Origin of the sequence: Amycolatopsis sp. NPDC051071, from assembly GCF_040682875.1 — a bacterium.
In the GTDB taxonomy this organism is placed as follows: domain Bacteria; phylum Actinomycetota; class Actinomycetes; order Mycobacteriales; family Pseudonocardiaceae; genus Amycolatopsis.
The window spans coordinates 49,291-68,558 of record NZ_JBFBBY010000027.1; the positions used below are offsets into that span (position 1 = coordinate 49,291).

Genomic DNA, 19,268 nt, shown 5'->3' on the forward strand with positions numbered 1-19,268 from the left:
GGGCCGACGCCAAGCAACACACCAAGGTGCCGGCTCCTCTTGAGAGGCAGGGCAAAAGGTGGCGGACGGCCGCTCAACGGAACAGGCTCATTGCCGCCACGCCTCGCCCAGTTCGAAATCGGACCATTTGGTGTCGTTCCAGTTCGTGCGCGGGTTGGCCATCCCGACCCCGCCGGGTGGTTTGACGAGATTCAGTTCGACCGGACGCCCGCTTTGCACCGCGGCGACGAGAGTGTGGTGCTTGTCGCCCATGAGCGACAGCTGGTTCGGGTTGTTCGGCGGGTAATACACGGGAACCTTGACCGGCGTGTTCATTTCGCCGTTGGCCTTCCAGTCCTTGATCTTCCCGTCGACGATCTTCGTGCTGACGTGGTTCTGCATCGGGATGATGTCCGTGAAACCCGTCCCTGGGAGCTTCTGCTGGTTCGGGTTGTAGTTGTAGGTGCCCAGCACCTCCATCCGCTTGAACTTACGCGGTGGATTCGGCGCGACGAAGTCCTGTTTGCCCGGCGCGGGCGTCGGGGCTCCGTTGTTCGGCTGAGCGGGTGGGTAGTTCGGTTTCTTGTTGCGGTCCGGTACCGGGGGCTTCGGCTTTTTGCCGCCGTCCGGTTCCGGGGGTTTCGGTTTCTTGTTGCGGTCCGGCACCGGAGGTTTCGGCTTTTTACCACTGCCGCCGGTGTTTCCCGCGTTGTGGCCGCCGCCGGGTGTACCCGGTGGCTTGCTCGCCCCGGAGCCACCGCAGTCCATGAGCCCGAGCGGATCGGAGTGCGCGTAGGGGTCCCCTGGGTAGGCGACCGGGTTCGGTCCCGCTTCCAGCCCGAGCGGATCCTGGCTGAGGTAGCGCGCGGTCGCCGGGTCGTAGTAGCGGTGCACGTTGTAGTGCAGACCGGTCTCGTCGTCGGCGTATTGCCCGGGGAACCGGAGCGGAGTGCGCGTTTTCGCGCCCGCGGACGGCAGATGCCTGCCCCACAGGGTTTTTCGCCCGTACCAGGCCATTTCCCCGTCGGAGTCGAGCAATTCGAGCGGGGTGCCCACGGCGTCGGTCACCACCGAGTGGAAACCTTCCCCGCCCGGCCCGCGTTCCCGCTGGGTCACCGGTTCACCGCTGCCCGGATGCCGGTCCCAGGTGATGACGTGGCCGGCGCCGGAGGGGTCGATGTGCACCTGTTCGATCATCACGTCGCCGTCCCAGGCGAACTCCAGCGACTCGGCGACACCGCCGTCCTGCCCGAGCCGGTGTTTGGCGATCCGGCGTCCGAGCGGGTCATAGCGGTACCGCCAACGACCGCCATCGGGTGTCGCGACCCCGATCAGCCGGTTGGCCGCGTCCCAGACGTAGTGCCAGACCCGTTCACCGTTCGGATGCTGTTCCCGGCGCAGCACCCGGCGCCCCAGCGGATCGTGCTCGTAGGTGACCGCGCCGGCCGCCTTGACCGTATTGCGCTCGTAGAACCGGGGGCCTGCTTCCGCGTCGGCGGGCCATCCGCCGGTCGACGTCCCGGCCACCAGGTTGCTCGCCGTGTCGTAGGCGAAATCCTCTCGGAGGCCGGTGGAGGTCACCGTGGTGAGGCGGCCCAGCGCGTCGCGGCTGAAGGTCGTCCGGCCGGCGATCGGATCCCAGGTGGCGGCGAGGCGGCCGTCCGGGGAGTAGTCGAACGTCCGGGTCCGGCCGGGTCCGTCGTTCGTGAAGACCGTCTGGGTGACCAGCCGGTCATCCGGTCCGAACGACTGCTGGAGCAGGTAGGCGTCGTCCACCATCCGGCCGTCTGGCCGTCCCTCGTCGTCATAGGAGTACCGCACGGTATGTCCGGAACCGACCAGGGCGATCGGCCGGTCTTCGTGGTCGAAGAACCACTCGCTCTCGGCACCGGAAGGGGTGCGGCGCCGGATCAGGTTGCGCTCGGTGTCATAGGCGAACGTGACCGCGCGGCCGTCGATCGTCTCGCGAACGACACGGCCGTAGGCGTCCCGCACGAACTCCACGACCGAATCCGCCGAGGCCACGCGGACCGCTTCGCCGACCGGATCGTAGGCGTACCAGGTGCTTCCGGTGGGAGCGTGTACCTCGACCAGGTTGCCGAGTACGTCGTAGCGGTACTCGGTGCTCCCGCCGTGGAGGTCCACCGAGCGCACCAACCGGCCTGCCGCGTCGTAGTCATAGCGGCTTGTCCTGCCGTCGAAGTCGACCTGCTCGACCAGCAGGCCCCTGGCGTCGTAACGGTAGGTCCAGGTCAGCCCGTTCGGATTGGTGACCGACACCGGCCGCAGTTCGGTGTCGTAGCGGTAGGTGGTGCGCCCACCCGCGGGATCGATCGTGGCGGTCAGCCGATCGAAGGGCCCGTACTCGCTCCGGCTCGTCCGGCCGAGTTCGTCGACATGCTCGATCTCGTTGTCTTCACCGTCGTAGCGCCAAATCGCGCGGTCCCGGCCGTCGCGGATCCGGAGGGCGGGCAGGCCGCTCACCGTCCAGCCGAGCTGAGTCCGCGGCCCGCTGCCGTCGGAGACCGATCGTGGCCTGCCGAACTGATCCCGATCGTCGGAGGACGGCACCGGCTCTTGGCCCGCGTCGAGCCGTACCGGGGTGGCGACGCCGACGGGCTCCCGCAACGGGTCCGGCGCCGACTCGTCGTAGAACCGCCGCCAGTACCGGTCGCCGTCGCGCACCGTGATCGAATGCAGTGCTTCGCCGTCGTGTTCGAGCAGTGCGACGCTGCCGTCCGGGCGGGTCACCCGCGTGACCCGGCCCTCGTCGTCGTAGTCGTAGCGGGTGGTGTGGCCGAGTGCGTCCGTGCGGGAAAGCAGCCGGTCGTACCGGTCCCATTCGAAGGTGGTGGTGTGGCCGAGCGGGTCGGTCTCCCCGATGGTCTGATTCGCCTCGTTGAGCTGGAAAACGGTGCGGTGGCCCAGTGAATCCGTATGCGTGGTGACCCGGCGCGCACGGTCGTAGTCGAAGGCGCCGTCCAGGAAACCGTCCGTGCCGACAGCGCGTACGCAGCGGCCGTGCTCGTCGTAGACGTGGCGGTACCAGACTCCGTTGCGATCCTGCCAGCCGGTGAGACGGCCATCGGCGTCGTAGTCGAACAGGAGGGCAAGGCCCGAAGAGTTGACGACTCCGCTGAGGTGTCCGGATACGTTGTAGTGGTAACGCGTCACCACGACGTCGGCGCCTGCCTGGTCGCCGACGACCCGGAGTTCGGTGATCCGGCCGCGTTCGGCGCGAAGCCCGACCACGATCCCCGTGGAATACCGGAAAACGGCGGGAGCCCCGGCTTCGTCGTACTCGACGTCGACGCGTTCGCCGTCGGCTTCGATCGCACGCAGTGGCAACACCTCGCCACGCCGGGCGCCGAAACGCAGGGTCCGCCCCCGGCGATGGTCGGTCACGGTGGCGGTGCCGTCCGCATCGAGGGACAACGGCCACCGCGGCCCCTCCACCGGGAGCACCGGACGGGCATCGGACGGCAGCGGGTAGACCAAAACCATGCCGTCCGGCGAGAAGTAGCAGACATGTTCGGCGTCCACCTCGATGCGCTGGTCCGCGAAGGACGACCAGGACGGGCCGAACCAGCGCCCCGCGCGATACGAAGAAACATGCGTCCGCTCGAACCGCAGTGCCGTCAGTTCCAGGTCGATCTGGGTCAGCACGACTTCGCCGGTGGCGATGTCCACCGGATCGGATCGGTAATTCCGGTTGTCCGGGCCGACTCCACGATCACGGGGGTTATCCGGTTTGTTCGGGTTATTCGACGAAGAGGAAGAGGTGCCGCCATTGTCGGGGCCCCTGCCGCCCTGCGATCCTCCACCGTGGCCGCCTTCGCCACCCTGGTTGCCTTCGCCGCCCCGATTGTTCTTGTCGCCGCCGGAGTTGGTGTTGCTCTCGCCACCACCACCGCGGTGGTTGCCGTCGGCGCCGGAGGTATGGGTGGAGTCGTTGTCGCCGTCCGGGTTGCTTCTGCTCTTGTCGCCCCCCTTGGGCTTGGGTCCGGGGGACTTGGGCTTGCCGGCGGGCTTGACCGCCCCGCCTTTGAGGTTCTTCAACGCCTTCCCGGCGTCGCCGAACAGGTCTCCCGCCTTCTTCAACAGTGGCACCAGGCCTTTGAGTGCCTTCACCAGCTTTGTGGTGAGACCGGCGATCTTGATCGCGGTCTTCGCCACCGCCGCCACCACCTGCGGCACCACCCACGTCAACCCGATCCCGAGCGTGAACACCACCTGGAGCGCCCACGAAATCAGATGCCCGACCAGCTCCGCGATGATGTCCCGGACCAGCGTCCGGACCGCGGCGACGACCTCCCCCGCCGTCTTCACCCCACTGGCCGCGCCCTCACTGCCTTTCTGCGCGCTCTCGAGCAACGTCGACGTGTTTTGCGCTTGCTTCCGATAGGTATCGGCCGCCTCGCCTTTCCAGCTGTCGAGGTCTTTCTTGACCAAGTCCACCAGCTCGACCGACACGGTCCCGAGTTCCTTGGCGACATTCGTCCACGTCTGCGACTGCGCCGCGACCTCGTCCGCGTTCCCGGCGAGAGCGTCGAGCGCGTCCTTCAACGGCCCGACATGCTCGATCAACCAGCCGACACCGGCGGCGAAGATCGTCCCGAACGGGTCCATCACCGCCGTCATCGCGTCCAGCGCGGTGCCGACCGCCCCCATCGCGACCGAAGCCCAGTCACCGCTTTCGATCGCCGACTTCAGATCAAGCGCGCCCTCCAGCAACGGCACACCCGAAACCGCCGTCGTCGAATCCTTCACCGGTGCGACAAGCGGATTACTCACCAAGTCCCCTCACGATGCGGCCACCCCGTGCCGACACACGGCGGAATCGACGGTACCGGGAACCTGACGGCCGGCGACCGAACCGACCTGGTCTTGCCCATTCGCGCCATCACGGTTGCCTCTGTGGCCCATCCCACCGAGGGGCGGGAGCCTGCGAGTGATCGGTGCTAGTGTTGGCTCACTGGAAGTAAAAACGTGTGGTCACGGCCACGCGCGCACACGCGGTATCGGATGAACCGCCACTTCTTCATCAAGAAGGAGTGCGCAGTGATTTTCCGTCGCGATGGAGCCGTCCAGGATCCCGACGCCCCAAGTGAAAACCCTCGTTCCCTCCGTCAAGCGGGGGTGGCCCTCGCCGGGCTTTCGGCGGTGTTCCTGTTCGAGATGCTCGACAATTCGATCCTCAACGTCGCCTTGCCGACCATCGGCCGTGAGCTGGCGGCGTCGACGACCGCGGTGCAGTGGGTCACGGGTGTGTACGCGGTCGTGTTCGGCGGGCTGATGCTGGCTTTCGGCGCGTTGGCCGACCGGGCCGGCCGTCGCAGGATCATGCTGGCCGGGCTGGTACTGCTGGGGGTGGCGAGCCTGGCGACCGCGTTCGTCACCACGGTGGACCAGCTCATCGCGATCCGCGCGGCGATGGGGGTCGCGGCCGCGATGACGACGCCCGGCTCCCTCGCCTTGGCGTTCCGCCTGTTCGACGAGGACGGGCTCCGGATCCGCGCGACGACGCTGATCTCGACGGTGGGCCTGGTCGGGCTGGCGATCGGGCCGACGACGGGTGGTTTCGTGCTCACGTTCGCTCCGTGGCAGGTGCTGCTGCTGGTGAACGTGCCGGTCGCCGCGCTCGCGTTCTTCGGCATCCGGCGCGGTATCCCCGCAGACAAGGCGGACGAGCTGCACCGCGACCCGATCGACGTCGCGGGTGCCCTGCTCGGCACGGCCGCGATCGTGCTCGCGCTCATCGCACCGACGTTGTTCGTCCACACCGGCGCCACGTCACCGCTCCCGTGGCTGGCCACGGCGGCGGCTCTCGTGCTGACGGTGCTGTTCGTCCTCCGCGAGCGTTCCGCCCGCTATCCGCTGCTCGACCTCGGACTCGTCGCCCGTCCGCTCGTGTCGAGCGGCCTGGCGTTCAAGGCCGCCTCGGCCCTCGCGACGGCCGGCCTCGGCTACCTCGTGACCCTGCAGCTCCAGCTCGACTGGGGCTGGGCACCCGCACAGGCGGCCTTGGGCATGCTCCCGCAGGTCGTCGTGCTCATCGCGGGCGGCGCGCTCATCGGCCCGCTGGTCACCCGTGCCGGTCTCGACAAAGCCGCCTGGCTCAGCGCCGGAGCCGTCGTATGCGGGCTCGCCGTCTACGGACTGCTGGGCAGGCTCGGGTACGTCTGGGTCGCCCTCGCACTGGTGCTCGTCGCCGCGGGGATGCGCGTCGTCGGTGTCGTCGCCGGGACCAACGTGATGCGTGGTCTCCCGGCAGGCCGCATCACCATCGGAGCGGCACTGGTGGACACCGCGGGCGAAGTCACCACCGGAATCGGCATCGCCCTCAGCGGGACCGTCATCGCCGTGCTCTTCACCGGCGACATCGCCACACCGGGCTGGAGTGCTCACCAGACCGCGGAGTTCCGGGAGGCGGTCACCCTGGCAGGCCTCGCGCTCACGGTCATGGCGGCGGCGCTGGTGGGCTGGGGCATCGTCCGTGCCCACGCTCGGCCGGGGAAGACCGGCTGAACGCCGACGATTACGTCGAATCGGCCAATACCCGCGGAGCTGGAGCGAGTACGTTCTGATGGGCGGCGAAACACGCCGGCCAGGGAGAGGGACGTGATGAATCAGTTTCGCGACACCGCCTCGGCGTTGCGGGAACTCACCGAGTCGATGCGGCTCGACGAGTCCCGTGACGACCTGCTGGCGCGGGTGGCGGGAAAGGTGGTCGGGCTGCTGCCAGGAGCGGACGCGGCCACGGTCACGTTGTACTCCGGCGACGAGCCGAGCACCGTCGCCGCCACCGACGAGTCCCTGCTCCCCTTGGACAAGGCGCAGTACACCGCCGACGAAGGCCCGTGCCTGAAGGCGGCCACCAGCGGGACGATCGTCCGGACCACGCTGGAGACCGCCGCCGAACGCTGGCCGGACTTCGCGGCCGCCGCCGAGCAACTCGGCGTCAAGACCGCGCTGGCCTGCCCGTTGTTCCTCCCCGACGACGGGCACGGCTACCGGAAGCGCGAAACCGAGCCACTGGCGGGCGCCCTCAACGTCTGGAGCTTCGAGGAGAACGCCTTCGACCCGGTCGAGGCGGCCCTGGTCGCGATGTTCACCTCGGCGATCTCGGCGATCGTCCTGACCGCGACCCGCTGGGCGGCCGCCGAGAAACAGGCGGAGACCCTGGTCGCCGCGCTGGAGACCAGGGACGCCATCGCCACCGCGAAAGGCATCGTGATGGCACGTCTGGGGCTGAACGCCGACGAGGCGTTCCGCTGGCTCACCGAGGCATCACAGCACACGAACCGCAAGATCCGCGAAATCGCCGTGCTGATCGCCGAGGACCCCGCGGTGGTGTTCGGACGCTAGCCGTCCCGCGCCGGAAGTTCGTGTCGTAAGCACGGTGACCGGCCCGTTCGCCGGATTCGCGGTCGACACGAGGACGTGACTCGCGTGCCTGAAGGCGTAACTCGCGTGCTTGAACTTCGCACACGCGTGCTTGAGCACGTAACTCGCGTGCTTGAACACCGCACACGCGTGCTTGGGCACGCGAGTGCGGGATTCACACCGTGGTCGACTCAGGGCATAACGTGCGAACTTCCGGCTCGGGGCACTAGCCGAGTGTGATCCGGCGGTTCTCCCTCGACGACTCGAGACCCGCCTCGGCGAGCCGGATGCCGCGTACGCCCGCCATGAAGTCGTACGGGTGCGGCGCGTCCTCGACGACGTGGCGGATGAACTGCTCCCACTGCGCGCGGAAGCCGTTGCCGAAGTCCTCGTTGTCCGGGACTTCCTGCCATTGCGCGCGGTACGACCTGGTCTCCGCGAGGTCCGGGTTCCACACCGGCTTCGGGGTGGCTTCACGCGGCTGGATCACGCAGTTGTGCAGGCCCGCGACGGCACTGCCGCGGGTGCCGTCGACCTGGAACTCCACGAGTTCGTCGCGGTGCACACGCACGCACCAGGACGAGTTGAGCTGCGCGATGACACCGCCTTCGAGCTCGAAGATGGCGTACGCGGCGTCGTCGGCCGTAGCGGTGTAGCGGTCACCCTTCTCGTCGACGCGCTCCTGGATGTGGGTGACGGCCTTCGCGGTGACGGCATTGACGGCACCGAAGAGGTTCTCCAGTACGTAGTTCCAGTGACAGAACATGTCGACGACGATGCCGCCGCCGTCTTCGGCGCGGTAGTTCCAGCTCGGGCGCTGCGCGCTCTGCCAGTCGCCCTCGAAGACCCAGTAGCCGAACTCGCCGCGCACGGAGAGGATCTGTCCGAAGAAGCCGCTGTCGATCAGCCGCTTCAGCTTGAGCAGGCCGGGGAGGTACAGCTTGTCGTGGACGACGCCGTTTTTCACCCCCGCGGCCTCCGCGTGCCGCGCCAGCGCGAGCGCGCCTTCGACCGACTCGGCCACCGGCTTCTCGGTGTAGATGTGCTTGCCGGCGTCGATGGCCCGGACGATCGACTTCTCCCGCACGGCGGTCAGCTGCGCGTCGAAGTAGAGCGGGAGGTCGTCGTCGCCGAGCGCGGCGTCGAGGTCGGTGGTCCAGCGGGTGAGCCCGTGCCGGGTTGCGATCTCTTCGAGCTTGTCCGCGTTGCGCCCGACCAGTACCGGCTCCAGCTGGACCCGCGACCCGTCGGCCAGCTCGACGCCACCCGCCTCCCTGATCGCCAGTACCGAGCGCACCAGATGCTGCCGGTAGCCCATCCGCCCGGTGACGCCGTTCATCACGACGCCAAGTTTCCGCGTGGTCATCCGTTCTCCTTTGAAAGCGCTTTCTCACTATTCGTGAACCAGGTGGCGGCCGCGCGCGACGGTGTGGCGACCGGGACGATGTCCGGGTACCACGCCTTCTCCCACTCCAGTGAGATCCGGCCTGCCCCCGAGACGACGTCCTTGACCTGGAAGTATCCGAGGTGGCCGCCGAGTACGGCCCGGGTTTCGGCCGGTGTCTCACCGGAGCGCCCGTGCGCGAGAGCGATCAGCTCGCGTAGTCCGGCGATCACCGGCTCGTCCGGGCCGGGCGCGCACACCTTCGCGTCGCCGGCGAGGCGGGCCACCTCCAGGCCGACGCCTTCGATCAACGCCCGTAGCTGCGCGGCCTTCCGCTCTGAAAGTCCTCTGTGGACGACTTCGTCCGGATGCGCCCGGAACTTGAGGCCGTGGCAACCGTGCGCCGCGGCCACGGGGACACCGGGCATGCCGAGTGTGCTCACGGCGAACCGTCGTTCCACGTAGCCTCCTTCGGCCGGTCTCGGTCAATCCTGAAAGCGCTTTCTCATCGTGTCAAGTGAGGGCCTTCTCACGTGCCGTCGATCAGCCGGACGGCCAGGCCGGGACTGAACCTCCCGGCGGGCACGGACGGCGCGATCCCGCACTCGCCGTCGGAGACGCCCGGCGTCTTGACCCAGAGCAGCAGCTCCACCCACCGCCCACCGCCCGCCTGTGCCGGGCCCCCAGCTTCCGTCCCGGCGGGTCGCACCACTGTCCATTGTGGCCGGTTTACCGAGAAGCCACGGACGTCGCGCACGCCCGCCGAGTTCAGCCTGCTCGCCATGGTGGCCGAGCCGGTCCGAGGATGACGATCAATCGGAGGGCGTCAGGAAACGGCCGGATCGTAAGTGCGGACGGCGTCGAGGTACTCGGTGATCGCGTCCCGGTTGCGGAGCAGGCATTCCGCGCGCCGGGTCATCCGGTCGCGTTCGCCCTCCAGGGTTTCGAGCATCTCCGGGGTGGCGTCCGGGAAGTAGATCTGCCGGGGTTTGTCAAGGCACGGCAGGATCTGCTTGATGATCCGCGTCGGCAGCCCGGCGTCGAGCAGGCCGCGGACCTGGATGACCCGGTCGACCGACGACTCGTCGTAGTCCCGGTAACCGTTGGCCATCCGCGCCGAGATGATGAGACCCTGTTCCTCGTAGTACCGCAGCAGACGGCGTGCCGTGCCCGTCCGCTCCGAAAGCTCCCCGATCCGCATGTGCGCCACCTCACCAAGGCCGGCTTGACCTTCACATGTATGTGATGGTTCGAGCATACGGAGTATGACTCCGAAACTCCCACTCGGCGCGCTGCTCGCGCTGACCACGGCGGCCTTCATCACCGTCCTCACCGAAGCCCTGCCCGCCGGGGTGCTGCCCGCGATGAGCGCCGATCTCGGCGTCGGCGAAGCGGCCACCGGACAACTCGTGACGGTCTACGCGATCGGCACCGCGCTCACCGCGATCCCGCTGTCCGCAGCGACGGCGGGCTGGCGGCGCAAACGCTTGCTCCTGACCGGGGTGGCGGGGTTCGCCGTCGCCAACACGGTCACGGCACTGTCCACGAACTACCCGCTGACACTCGGCGCGCGGTTCGTCGCCGGGATCGCGGCAGGCGTGGTCTGGGCCCTGCTGGCCGGATACGCGCGGCGGCTCGCGCCGGAAGCGGTGCAGGGCAAGGCGATCGCCATCGTGATGACCGGTATCCCGCTCGCACTCGCGCTCGGCATCCCGGCGGGCACGTTCCTTGGCGGCGCCATCGGCTGGCAGGTGACGTTCTCGATCATGTCGGCGGTCGCGCTCGGCCTGCTCGCCTGGATCGCGCTGGCCGTCCCCGATTTCCCCGCCCACGACAAGGGCGGCAGGCTCCCGGTGCGCAAGACCCTCGCCGTGCCGGGGGTGGCCGCGGTCCTGTTCGTGACGCTGGCCTTCGTACTGGCGCACAACATCCTCTACACCTACATCGCGGCCTTCCTCGGCCACGTGTCGATGGGTGGCGCCGTCGATTTGATCCTGCTGGTGTTCGGGCTCGCGTCGATGGTCAGCATCTGGCTCGTCGGCGCGCGGATCGACCGGCGGCCGCGGGCGCTGACCATCGCGGGGACCCTGCTCGTGGCGCTGGGCGCGACGATGTTGGCTCTGCTGAGCGAAAGTCCGGCGATGGTCTACGTCGCGGTGACGCTGTGGGGGCTCGGCTGGGGCGGTATCCCGACGCTGCTGCAGACCGCGGTGGCGAAGGCGGGTGACAAGGGTGGCGCGGCGGATATCGCGCAGGCCATGCTCATCACCCTCTGGAACGCGGCGATGGCCGGCGGCGGGGTCGTCGGTGGCGCCCTGCTCGACGGCTTCGGCGCCGCGTCGTTCCCGTGGAGTGTCCTGGCGCTGCTCGTGCCCACGCTGGCCGTGGTGCTGGTGGCCAGGCGGCACGGGTTCACAGCGGCAGTTCCGGATGACTCCGGATCGCCTCGAGAACCAGGTCGACGGCGGCGCGAGGCGGAGACCCACGCCTGATGGCCGCGGTGATCGAGCGGGTGACCGGTGTCGCGAGCTCGCGGGTGGCGACACGGTAACGCTTGTCGACGGCGAGGCCGGGCAGCAAGGCGATCGAAAGCCCGGCCTCGACATGCCGCAAGGTCATCATGTAGTTGCTGAACCGGCAGACCACGCGTGGTTCGAATCCGGCTTCACGGCAGAGCCGGGTGGCCAGATTCGCCATATACGACTGGGGGATGTCGAACGCCCACGGCTCACTCGCGTACGCGGCGAGGTCGGCGGGGCCCCGGCCGGCGGCGGGGTGACCGGGCGGGACGACGAGCACGATCGGGTCGGCCGCGAGCGGGACCAGTTCGACGTCCGGCCCCAGCGGCTGCTCGACGAAGTCGGTGGTGGTGATGATGACGTCGGCGTCACCCACCCGGAGTGCGGGCATGCTCAGATGCGGCTCGAGTTCGAGCAGTTCGATGTCGAGCCGCGGATGCGACCGGGCCAGCCGGGTCACCGCGGGGACGGCGATGGTGTGGATCGCGCTCTGGAAGGCGCCGAGCCGGACGAGCCCCGTCGGTGCTTCGCCGAGACTGCGCAACTCGGCCTCGACGGTGTCCATATGGTCGAGGATCGCTCTCGCGCGGCGGGCCAGCATCAGCCCGGCGGGGGTCAGGCGGACGCGGCGGCCGGTGCGTTCCAGCAGCCGCGTATGCGTTTCCGCCTCCAGGACCGCGAGCTGCTGGGACACGCTGGACGCACTGAGGTTGGCCGCCTTCGCGACCGCGCGGACGGTGCCGAGGGTGTCCAGCCGGCTCAGCAGGCTGAGTCTCCATGGGTTGAGCATGGACCCATTGTTGTACGGATCAAGCGAACAGCACAGCCATGATTGTGAGCTGGACGTGTCGCTCGGCCGGGCCTTACCGTCGAGGTATGGCTGCTCCGACCACTGATGGCTTGACCACCGCCTCTTCGGCCTTCTGGGCCGACGCCGACCGGCACCTCGTGCGTTACGCCGGGGCCGGCGACTTCACCCGCGAGATCATCGACCACGCCGCAGGCAGTTACCTGTTCACCGAATCCGGGCGCCGGATCCTCGACTTCACTTCCGGGCAGATGAGTGCGATCCTCGGGCACTCGCATCCCGAGATCGTCGCCACCGTGCGGCGGCAGGTCGGCTCACTCGACCACCTGTTCAGCGGGATGCTGAGCCGCCCCGTCGTCGACCTTGCCCGGCGGCTCGCCGGGACTCTGCCGTCACCGCTGGAAAAGGTGCTGCTGCTGACCACCGGGGCGGAGTCGAACGAGGCCGCGATCCGGATGGCGAAACTCGTCACCGGGAAACACGAGATCGTTTCGTTCGCCAGGTCCTGGCACGGGATGACCCAGGCGGCGGCGAGCGCCACCTACAGCGCGGGCCGCAAGGGTTACGGCCCGGCGACACCGGGCAATTTCGCCATCCCCGCCCCGAATTCGTACCGTCCGGACTTCGTGGACGGTTCCGGCGAACTCGACTGGAAGCGCCAGCTGGACTTCGGTTTCGAGCTGATCGACGCCCAATCGGTCGGCAGTCTCGCGGCGTGCGTCGTCGAGCCGATCCTCAGCTCCGGCGGGATCATCGAACCGCCGGTGGGTTATTTCGCCGCCCTGCGAGAGAAGTGTCGCGAGCGCGGAATGCTGCTGATCGTCGACGAAGCGCAAACCGGCTTGTGCCGCACCGGAAACTGGTACGCGTTCGAACGCGACGGCGTCGTCCCCGACATCCTCACGCTGTCCAAGACGCTGGGCGCCGGCCTGCCCCTCGCGGCCGTGATCACCAGCGCGGAGATCGAACAGGAAGCACACGACCGCGGTTACCTGTTCTTCACCACCCACGTCGCGGACCCGCTGGTGGCGGCCGTCGGCAACACCGTCCTCGACGTCCTCACCCGGGACCGCCTCGACGAACGCGCCACCGAACTGGGCGCCTTCCTCCGCCGCGGCCTCGACGCCATCGCCGGGCGTCACCCCGTCGTCGGCGACATCCGCGGCCGCGGCCTGATGGCAGGCCTGGAACTCGTCGTCGACCGCTCGACGAAACGCAGCTCCGACGAACTGGGCGCGCTCGTGACCCGGCGATGCCTGGAACTGGGGCTGCATATGAACATCGTGCAGTTGCCGGGGATGGGCGGGGTGTTCCGGATGGCTCCGCCGCTGACCGCGACCGAGGCGGAACTGGCGGAGGGGCTGGGGATCCTGGACGAGGCCATCGGGGATGCCTGCGTGCGGTTCGGCCTCTGAGGGCCCGCGTCTGTTCGAGGCTGGCCTCGGGCTTGACCACTTGACTTTTGCGAGAGCACTGCTCACTATGGTTACAGCATCTAACTCACGCAATAAGTCGTCATGGAGGTCGAGATGAACACCCTCATCGAGGTCGTACTGCCGGGCAAGGTCGAGCCGGAAGGTCTGGAGCTGCGGGAACGCCCGCTTCCCGCACCCGGCCCCGGCCAGGTCGTCGTCGCGATGGAGGCGACCGGGGTCTCGTTCGCCGAACAGCAAATGCGCCGCGGCAAGTACTACGACCAGCCCGCCTTCCCGTTCGTCCCCGGCTACGACCTGGTCGGCACGGTGCTGACCACCGGAGACGGCGTCGACAGCTCACTCACCGGCCGCCGGGTCGCGGCACTGCTGAAGGTCGGCGGCTGGGCCAGTCACGTGCTCCTCGACGCCGCCGACGTGGTCGACGTCCCGGAGGGTGTCGGCGCGGCGGAGGCCGAGACCGCCGTGGTCAACGGCATCACCGCCTGGCAGATGCTGCACCGCAAGGCCAAGGTGCGTGCCGGGCAGACGATCCTGGTCCACGGCGCGAACGGCGGTGTCGGCTCGCTGCTCGTCCAGCTCGCCAAGCAGGCGGGCGCGCAGGTGATCGGCACGGCGTCCGAGCGGCACCACAAAGCGTTGCGGCGCCAGGGAGTCATGCCGATCGACTACCGCACCGAGGACATCCCCGCCCGCGTCCGCGAACTCGCGCCCGACGGGGTGGACGCCGTCTTCGACCACGTCGGCGGCGCCAGTGTGGTCGCGTCGTGGCGGCTGCTCGCCCGCGGCGGCACACTCGTCTCCTACGGCAGCGCGGCCACTCGCGACGACGAGGGCTCCAAGCAGTTGCCCGTGCTCAAGATCCTCGGCCGCGTGCTGCTGTGGAACAGCCTGCCCAACGGCCGCGGCGCGTACTTCTTCAACGTCTGGGCCGGGCGGTCCTTCGCCAAGAACAAGTTCCGCGCCCGTCTGCGCGCCGACCTCACCCGGGTGTTCACGGCCCTGCGTGACGGCGAGATCACCGCGCAGGTGGCGGCGAGCCTGCCGCTGAGCCGGGTCGCCGAAGCCATGCGGCTGGCCGAATCCGGGACCGTCGCGGGCAAGGTCGTGCTGACGCCGTAAAAGCTAGCGGTTCGCCAGCCTGTCCACGGCGTACTCCATCTCCGCGCGGACGGCACGCGGATCGATACCACCGGGATCGATGATCGCCGCCACCGCGACTCCCCGCAGCTGCCCCACCAGCGCCGCCGCGTACGCGTCCGGGTCGCGGACACCCACGATGGACCCGAACGCCCGGTTCAGCGGCGGCATGCCGGTCAGCAGCTCGAAGAAGATGTCCAGCAGCGCACGCGGCATGTCCATCGGGCAGGGAGTCAGGCCGCCGGTCCTGGTGGCGACGGCGGCGCTGAAGACGTCCGCGAACTTCTCGGCCGCGAACTCGACCAGCCGCTGCACCAGCGTTTCCTTGGAGCCGAACAACTGGTAGACGACGCCGCTAGGATAGCCGGTTCTGGCACAGATCATGCCGACCTGGCGCTCCTGTCGCAGACGAGTCCACGCGGTGATCTTCCCACGAGATCGGAGTTCGTCACCTGGTGACGCGGCGTACGATCCGGACATGAAGATCGCCTTCGCGACCGACGACCGGAACGCCACCACGGACGCCGTCCTGGCCTTCCTCGTCGAGGCCGGTCACGACGTGATCTCCCCGGCGGCGCCGGACGCCTGGCCAGAGCTGGGCGCGGCGGTGGGCAAGGCGGTCGCCGACGGCGAGGCCGATTTCGGCGTCGTGATGTGCTGGACCGGGACAGGGACGGCCATCGCGGCCAACAAGGTGCCGGGGGTCCGCGCGGCACTGGCCTGGGACACGTGGATCGCCGCGGGCGCGCGCAAGTGGAACGACGCCAACGTCCTGGCGCTGAGCCTCAAACGGCTCGCCCCCGACGTGGCCGTCGAAATCACCGAGGTGTTTCTTTCCGGTATCGCGCCGGACGCCGGCGAATCGGCGAATATCGCCCGGCTCGGGGAATGGGACGAACCTCGTCGGTGAACCGGCACCGAACCAGTGAACGGTTAACGCTGTCGAACGTATTAGGCCATTTGCGGGAAAATCACCACTGTCCGTAGTGACGCTTCCCATATTGGTCCAGACCACGTACCGTCTCCCGCAACAAGCGTTCTCCCGTGGAGGTGGTCGATGAAGACGCATCCCCGCCTGCCCGGTTTCGGCCGAGGCATCGCGTTGTCGCCGCTTTCCCATTGACGAAACCTTTTTCCAAGATCATCTCCCCTGCATCGTGTTGTAAGGAGTGAAATGTCGAGAAAAAGATGGCATCTGATTGGTTTGTTCACGGCCGTCGCGGCGTTGGCGGTCGGTCTGGTGACCGTCCCGGCGAACGCGGCGGGCGGGGTCGGCGCCACGCTGACCAAGGGGTCGGACTGGGGCGCAGGCTGGGAAGGCAAGTACACGATCACCAACAAGTCCGGCGCGAGCATCTCCTCCTGGACCGTCGAGTTCGACCTCGCCACCGGGCACTCGATCGCGTCGCTGTGGGACGGTAGCCACACCGTCTCCGGCCAGCACGTGACGGTGAAGAACACCTGGAACGGCACCGTTCCCAACGGTGGTTCCGTCAGCTTCGGTTTCAACGTCAAGTACTCCGGCGCTTACACCGCGCCCGCCAACTGCAAGGTCAACGGCGGCTCCTGCGATCCGGGTGGGGGCACCCCGACGACGAGCAACCCGCCGACGAGCACGACGACCACCGGGACGAGCACGTCGAATCCCCCGACGTCGACCAGCACCAGCAACCCGCCGACCACGACGACTTCGAACCCGAACCCTGGCGCGAAGAAGAACCTCGGTTACTTCGTGCAGTGGGGTGTCTACGGCCGTAACTACCACGTGAAGAACATTCACACTTCTGGTTCCGCGGCCAAGCTGACGCATATCAACTACGCCTTCGGCAACGTCACCAACGGTTCCTGCTCGGCGAACGACGACACCTACGCCGACTACGACAAGTTCTACGACGCCGGGTCCAGTGTGGACGGTGTCGCCGACACCTGGGACGCCGGCGCGTTGCGCGGTAGCTTCAACCAGCTGCGCAAGCTGAAGAAGATGTACCCGGGCCTGAAGGTGCTGTGGTCGTTCGGTGGCTGGACCTGGTCCGGCGGCTTCGGCCAGGCGGCGAAGAACCCGGCCGCCTTCGCGAACTCCTGCTACAACCTGATCAAGGACCCGCGGTGGGCCGACGTCTTCGACGGCATCGACATCGACTGGGAGTACCCGAACGCCTGCGGTCTCACCTGTGACACCAGCGGTCCCGCCGCCATCAAGGACGTGGCACAGGCACTGCGTACCAAGTTCGGCTCCTCGTTCCTGGTCACCGCGGCGATCACCGCGGACGCCAGCAGCGGCGGCAAGCTGGACGTCGCGGACTACGGCCCCGCGTCGGCGTACCTCGACTGGTACAACGTCATGACGTACGACTTCTTCGGCGCTTGGGCGGCACAGGGTCCGACGGCCCCGCACTCGCCGCTGACCGCGTACCCGGGTATCCCGCAGCAGGGCTTCAACTCCGACGAAGCCATTCAGAAACTCAAGTCCAAGGGTGTTCCGGCGAACAAACTGTTGCTGGGCATCGGTTTCTACGGCCGCGGCTGGACCGGCGTCACCCAGGCCACCCCGGGCGGCACCGCCACCGGCGCGGCACCGGGTACCTACGAAGCGGGCATCGAGGACTACAAGGTACTGAAGAACTCCTGCCCGACGACCGGCACGATCGCGGGCACCGCGTACGCGAAGTGCGGCAACAACTGGTGGAGCTACGACACACCCGCGACCATCAACGGAAAGATGGGCTGGGCCAAGAACCAGGGGCTCGGCGGTGCGTTCTTCTGGGAACTCACCGGTGACACCGGCAACGGCGAGCTCGTCACGGCCATGCGCAACGGTTTGAACTGAGCGGTTCGGCTGAGAGGTTGAGACAAGTGGCAAAGCGGAATTGGATCCAGGCCATCGGCCTGGCCGCCGCCGCCGCAACAGCCGGCGCGGTCCTCGTGATCGCGCCGGCTTCCGCGGCAGGCGGGGTAGGTGCCGCCTTCAGCAAGGGCTCCGATTGGGGCTCCGGCTGGGAAGGCAAATACACGATCAGCAACAACTCGGGTTCGAGTATTCCCGCGTGGACGGTCGAATTCGATCTGCCGTCCGGGCATTCGATCGCTTCGCTGTGGGACGGCAGCTATGCCGTCTCCGGCCAGCACGTGACGGTGAAGAACACCTGGAACGGCACCGTCGGCAACGGCGGATCGACCAGTTTCGGGTTCAACGTCAAGTACTCCGGTGGCTACGTCGCCCCGGCGAACTGCAAGATCAACGGCGGGTCTTGCGACCCGGGTGGCGGCACCCCGACCACGACACCGACCACTCCGACGACAACGACCAAACCGACGAGCACGACCACGACGTCCAACCCGCCCACGACGACCACGAGCAACCCGCCGCTGCCCGGCGGTCGTGGGGCGCCGTATCTGTACATGGGCTGGGGCGAGCCGCCGAGCCCGCAGACGGTCATGAACGCGACCGGCGTCAAATGGTTCACGATGGCGTTCATCCTGTCCTCCGGTGGTTGCAATCCCGCTTGGGACGGCAGCCGTCCACTGCAGGGCGGCGTCGACGCGAACGCGATCGCGCAGATCAAGGCCGCGGGCGGCCAGGTCGTCCCGTCCTTCGGCGGCTGGAGCGGCAACAAGCTCGGCCCGAACTGCTCGACGCCGGAAGCACTCGCCGCGGCCTACCAGCAGGTGATCAGCGCCTACGGCCTCAAGGCGATCGACATCGACATCGAGAACACCGACGAGTTCGAGAGCACGGTGGTACAGGACCGGATTCTCAACGCGTTGAAGATCGTCAAGACGAACAACCCCGGCATCCAGACGATCGTCACCTTCGGCACGACCACCACCGGCCCGAACTACTGGGGCCAGCGGCTGATCGACCAGTCGAAGGCGCTGAACACCGGGATCGACGTCTACACGATCATGCCGTTCGACTTCAGCGGTGGCGCGGACATGTACGCGAGCACCATCAGCGCCGCGAACGGCCTGCGGGACAAGCTGAAGTCGACGTTCGGGTGGAACGACGCCACGGCGTACAGCCATCTGGGCATCTCCGGGATGAACGGGCTCTCGGACCAGAAGGAACTGACGAGCGTCGACACCTGGAACCGGATCGCCACCTGGTCCAAGACGAACAAGACCGGCAGGCTGGCGTTCTGGTCGGTCAACCGTGACCGGCCCTGCCCCGGCGGCGGCGTCGCCGAGAACTGCAGTGGCATCGCGCAGAACGATTGGGACTTCACGCGGATCACCGCCGGCTTCTGACGTCCCCTGGGGTATTCCCGACCGCGGGCCCGCACCGAAGCTGCACGGTGCGGGCCCGCTCTAGTCTCGTGAGTGTTTTGGGTCGTTAGAGCCAAGAGTGTCTTGGGTACCTACTGGGTTTAGCTGCCGGCCTGATCGCAGGCCCGGTCTGTGAAGGTCTCTTTGCCTACCCTGAAGGCAGTAAAGGGGCCTTCGCTGCCTTCAGGGTCGCCGCTGTGGTCCCTGGCGCACCAGCAGGCACAGTTGCTGCGCGTGAAGGACTCCTTCCCTCGGCTGAGCCGAGGGAAGGGGGGCGAGGCCCCCGCCCCCCCCAACCGCAGGGACCGGCGGAGAAGCCACCCCGGAAACCCACACCCCACCAACTAAAACAAGTG

General features: G+C 67.9%; 15 protein-coding genes. 8 read left to right on the top strand and 7 right to left on the bottom strand.

All coding sequences use genetic code 11. The features are described 5' to 3' along the window. Nucleotides 1–87 precede the first annotated feature (87 nt). Nucleotides 88–4,773 (bottom strand): RHS repeat-associated core domain-containing protein, encoded by a 4,686-nt coding sequence (locus tag AB0M65_RS12260; protein ID WP_364025573.1) that lies wholly within the window; start codon nt 4,771–4,773, stop codon nt 88–90. A gap of 345 nt (nt 4,774–5,118) precedes the next feature. On the opposite strand from AB0M65_RS12260, the gene AB0M65_RS12265 reads away from it, so the two are divergent. Then, nucleotides 5,119–6,507, top strand: coding sequence for an MFS transporter (locus tag AB0M65_RS12265; RefSeq protein ID WP_364025611.1), 1,389 nt, complete (start codon nt 5,119–5,121; stop codon nt 6,505–6,507). A gap of 96 nt (nt 6,508–6,603) precedes the next feature. Then, a complete protein-coding gene (locus tag AB0M65_RS12270) occupies nt 6,604–7,347 on the top strand; it encodes a GAF and ANTAR domain-containing protein (RefSeq protein WP_364025614.1) in 744 nt (247 codons plus the stop codon). Nucleotides 7,348–7,591: 244 nt separating this feature from the next. On the opposite strand, the gene AB0M65_RS12275 is transcribed toward AB0M65_RS12270, so the two are convergent. From AB0M65_RS12275 to AB0M65_RS12290, 4 genes are all read right to left on the bottom strand, one after another. Then, nucleotides 7,592–8,731: a Gfo/Idh/MocA family oxidoreductase gene (locus AB0M65_RS12275; RefSeq protein WP_364025576.1), complete on the bottom strand. Its 1,140-nt coding sequence runs from the start codon at nt 8,729–8,731 to the stop codon at nt 7,592–7,594. Further along, nucleotides 8,728–9,210 (bottom strand): hypothetical protein, encoded by a 483-nt coding sequence (locus AB0M65_RS12280; RefSeq protein ID WP_364025579.1) that lies wholly within the window; start codon nt 9,208–9,210, stop codon nt 8,728–8,730. The genes AB0M65_RS12275 and AB0M65_RS12280 overlap by 4 nt, the downstream gene beginning before the upstream one ends. A 68-nt stretch (nt 9,211–9,278) precedes the next feature. Next, entirely contained in the window at nt 9,279–9,533 is a 255-nt protein-coding gene (locus AB0M65_RS12285; protein ID WP_364025582.1) for a hypothetical protein, read from the bottom strand. A 42-nt stretch (nt 9,534–9,575) separates the two neighbouring features. After that, complete coding sequence (locus tag AB0M65_RS12290; protein WP_364025584.1) at nt 9,576–9,950, bottom strand: MerR family transcriptional regulator; 375 nt, start codon at nt 9,948–9,950, stop codon at nt 9,576–9,578. A gap of 64 nt (nt 9,951–10,014) precedes the next feature. Between AB0M65_RS12290 and AB0M65_RS12295 the strand changes: the two genes are divergently transcribed. Then, nucleotides 10,015–11,241 carry an MFS transporter gene (locus tag AB0M65_RS12295; protein WP_364025586.1) on the top strand — a complete coding sequence of 409 codons (1,227 nt, stop codon included), beginning with the start codon at nt 10,015–10,017 and terminating at the stop codon, nt 11,239–11,241. Here AB0M65_RS12295 and AB0M65_RS12300 read toward each other — a convergent pair. Then, nucleotides 11,162–12,058 (bottom strand): LysR family transcriptional regulator, encoded by an 897-nt coding sequence (locus AB0M65_RS12300; protein ID WP_364025588.1) that lies wholly within the window; start codon nt 12,056–12,058, stop codon nt 11,162–11,164. The genes AB0M65_RS12295 and AB0M65_RS12300 overlap by 80 nt on opposite strands. Nucleotides 12,059–12,144: 86 nt before the next feature. Here AB0M65_RS12300 and AB0M65_RS12305 point away from each other — a divergent pair, with 86 nt between their 5' ends. Both AB0M65_RS12305 and AB0M65_RS12310 read left to right on the top strand, forming a co-directional pair. After that, nucleotides 12,145–13,491 carry an aspartate aminotransferase family protein gene (locus AB0M65_RS12305; RefSeq protein ID WP_364025591.1) on the top strand — a complete coding sequence of 449 codons (1,347 nt, stop codon included), beginning with the start codon at nt 12,145–12,147 and terminating at the stop codon, nt 13,489–13,491. Nucleotides 13,492–13,605: 114 nt separating this feature from the next. Continuing rightward, nucleotides 13,606–14,631, top strand: a complete 1,026-nt coding sequence (locus AB0M65_RS12310; protein ID WP_364025594.1) for a medium chain dehydrogenase/reductase family protein — start codon at nt 13,606–13,608, stop codon at nt 14,629–14,631. Between the two features lie 3 nt (nt 14,632–14,634). On the opposite strand, the gene AB0M65_RS12315 is transcribed toward AB0M65_RS12310, so the two are convergent. Beyond that, complete coding sequence (locus AB0M65_RS12315; protein WP_364025597.1) at nt 14,635–15,033, bottom strand: hypothetical protein; 399 nt, start codon at nt 15,031–15,033, stop codon at nt 14,635–14,637. A gap of 94 nt (nt 15,034–15,127) precedes the next feature. Between AB0M65_RS12315 and AB0M65_RS12320 the strand changes: the two genes are divergently transcribed. The 3 genes from AB0M65_RS12320 (at nt 15,128) to AB0M65_RS12330 (ending at nt 18,894) form a co-directional block, all read left to right on the top strand. Continuing rightward, the gene (locus AB0M65_RS12320; protein ID WP_364025600.1) at nt 15,128–15,559 is read left to right on the top strand and encodes an RpiB/LacA/LacB family sugar-phosphate isomerase; all 432 of its coding nucleotides are present in this window, start codon (nt 15,128–15,130) and stop codon (nt 15,557–15,559) included. 264 nt (nt 15,560–15,823) lie between these two features. Continuing rightward, complete coding sequence (locus AB0M65_RS12325) at nt 15,824–17,476, top strand: glycosyl hydrolase family 18 protein (protein WP_364025603.1); 1,653 nt, start codon at nt 15,824–15,826, stop codon at nt 17,474–17,476. Between the two features lie 26 nt (nt 17,477–17,502). Further along, nucleotides 17,503–18,894, top strand: coding sequence for a cellulose binding domain-containing protein (locus AB0M65_RS12330; RefSeq protein WP_364025606.1), 1,392 nt, complete (start codon nt 17,503–17,505; stop codon nt 18,892–18,894). Nucleotides 18,895–19,268: the final 374 nt, after the last annotated feature.

What these genes read in the sequence shown, in the direction of transcription:
- AB0M65_RS12270 (WP_364025614.1), top strand. Translation starts at nt 6,604, where the DNA reads ATGAATCAGTTTCGCGACACCGCCTCGGCGTTGCGGGAACTCACCGAG.
- AB0M65_RS12320 (WP_364025600.1), top strand. Translation starts at nt 15,128, where the DNA reads ATGAAGATCGCCTTCGCGACCGACGACCGGAACGCCACCACGGACGCC.
- AB0M65_RS12325 (WP_364025603.1), top strand. Translation starts at nt 15,824, where the DNA reads ATGTCGAGAAAAAGATGGCATCTGATTGGTTTGTTCACGGCCGTCGCG.
- AB0M65_RS12285 (WP_364025582.1), bottom strand. Translation starts at nt 9,533, where the DNA reads ATGGCGAGCAGGCTGAACTCGGCGGGCGTGCGCGACGTCCGTGGCTTC.
- AB0M65_RS12300 (WP_364025588.1), bottom strand. Translation starts at nt 12,058, where the DNA reads ATGCTCAACCCATGGAGACTCAGCCTGCTGAGCCGGCTGGACACCCTC.
- AB0M65_RS12305 (WP_364025591.1), top strand. Translation starts at nt 12,145, where the DNA reads ATGGCTGCTCCGACCACTGATGGCTTGACCACCGCCTCTTCGGCCTTC.
- AB0M65_RS12310 (WP_364025594.1), top strand. Translation starts at nt 13,606, where the DNA reads ATGAACACCCTCATCGAGGTCGTACTGCCGGGCAAGGTCGAGCCGGAA.
- AB0M65_RS12315 (WP_364025597.1), bottom strand. Translation starts at nt 15,033, where the DNA reads ATGATCTGTGCCAGAACCGGCTATCCTAGCGGCGTCGTCTACCAGTTG.
- AB0M65_RS12275 (WP_364025576.1), bottom strand. Translation starts at nt 8,731, where the DNA reads ATGACCACGCGGAAACTTGGCGTCGTGATGAACGGCGTCACCGGGCGG.
- AB0M65_RS12290 (WP_364025584.1), bottom strand. Translation starts at nt 9,950, where the DNA reads ATGCGGATCGGGGAGCTTTCGGAGCGGACGGGCACGGCACGCCGTCTG.
- AB0M65_RS12295 (WP_364025586.1), top strand. Translation starts at nt 10,015, where the DNA reads ATGACTCCGAAACTCCCACTCGGCGCGCTGCTCGCGCTGACCACGGCG.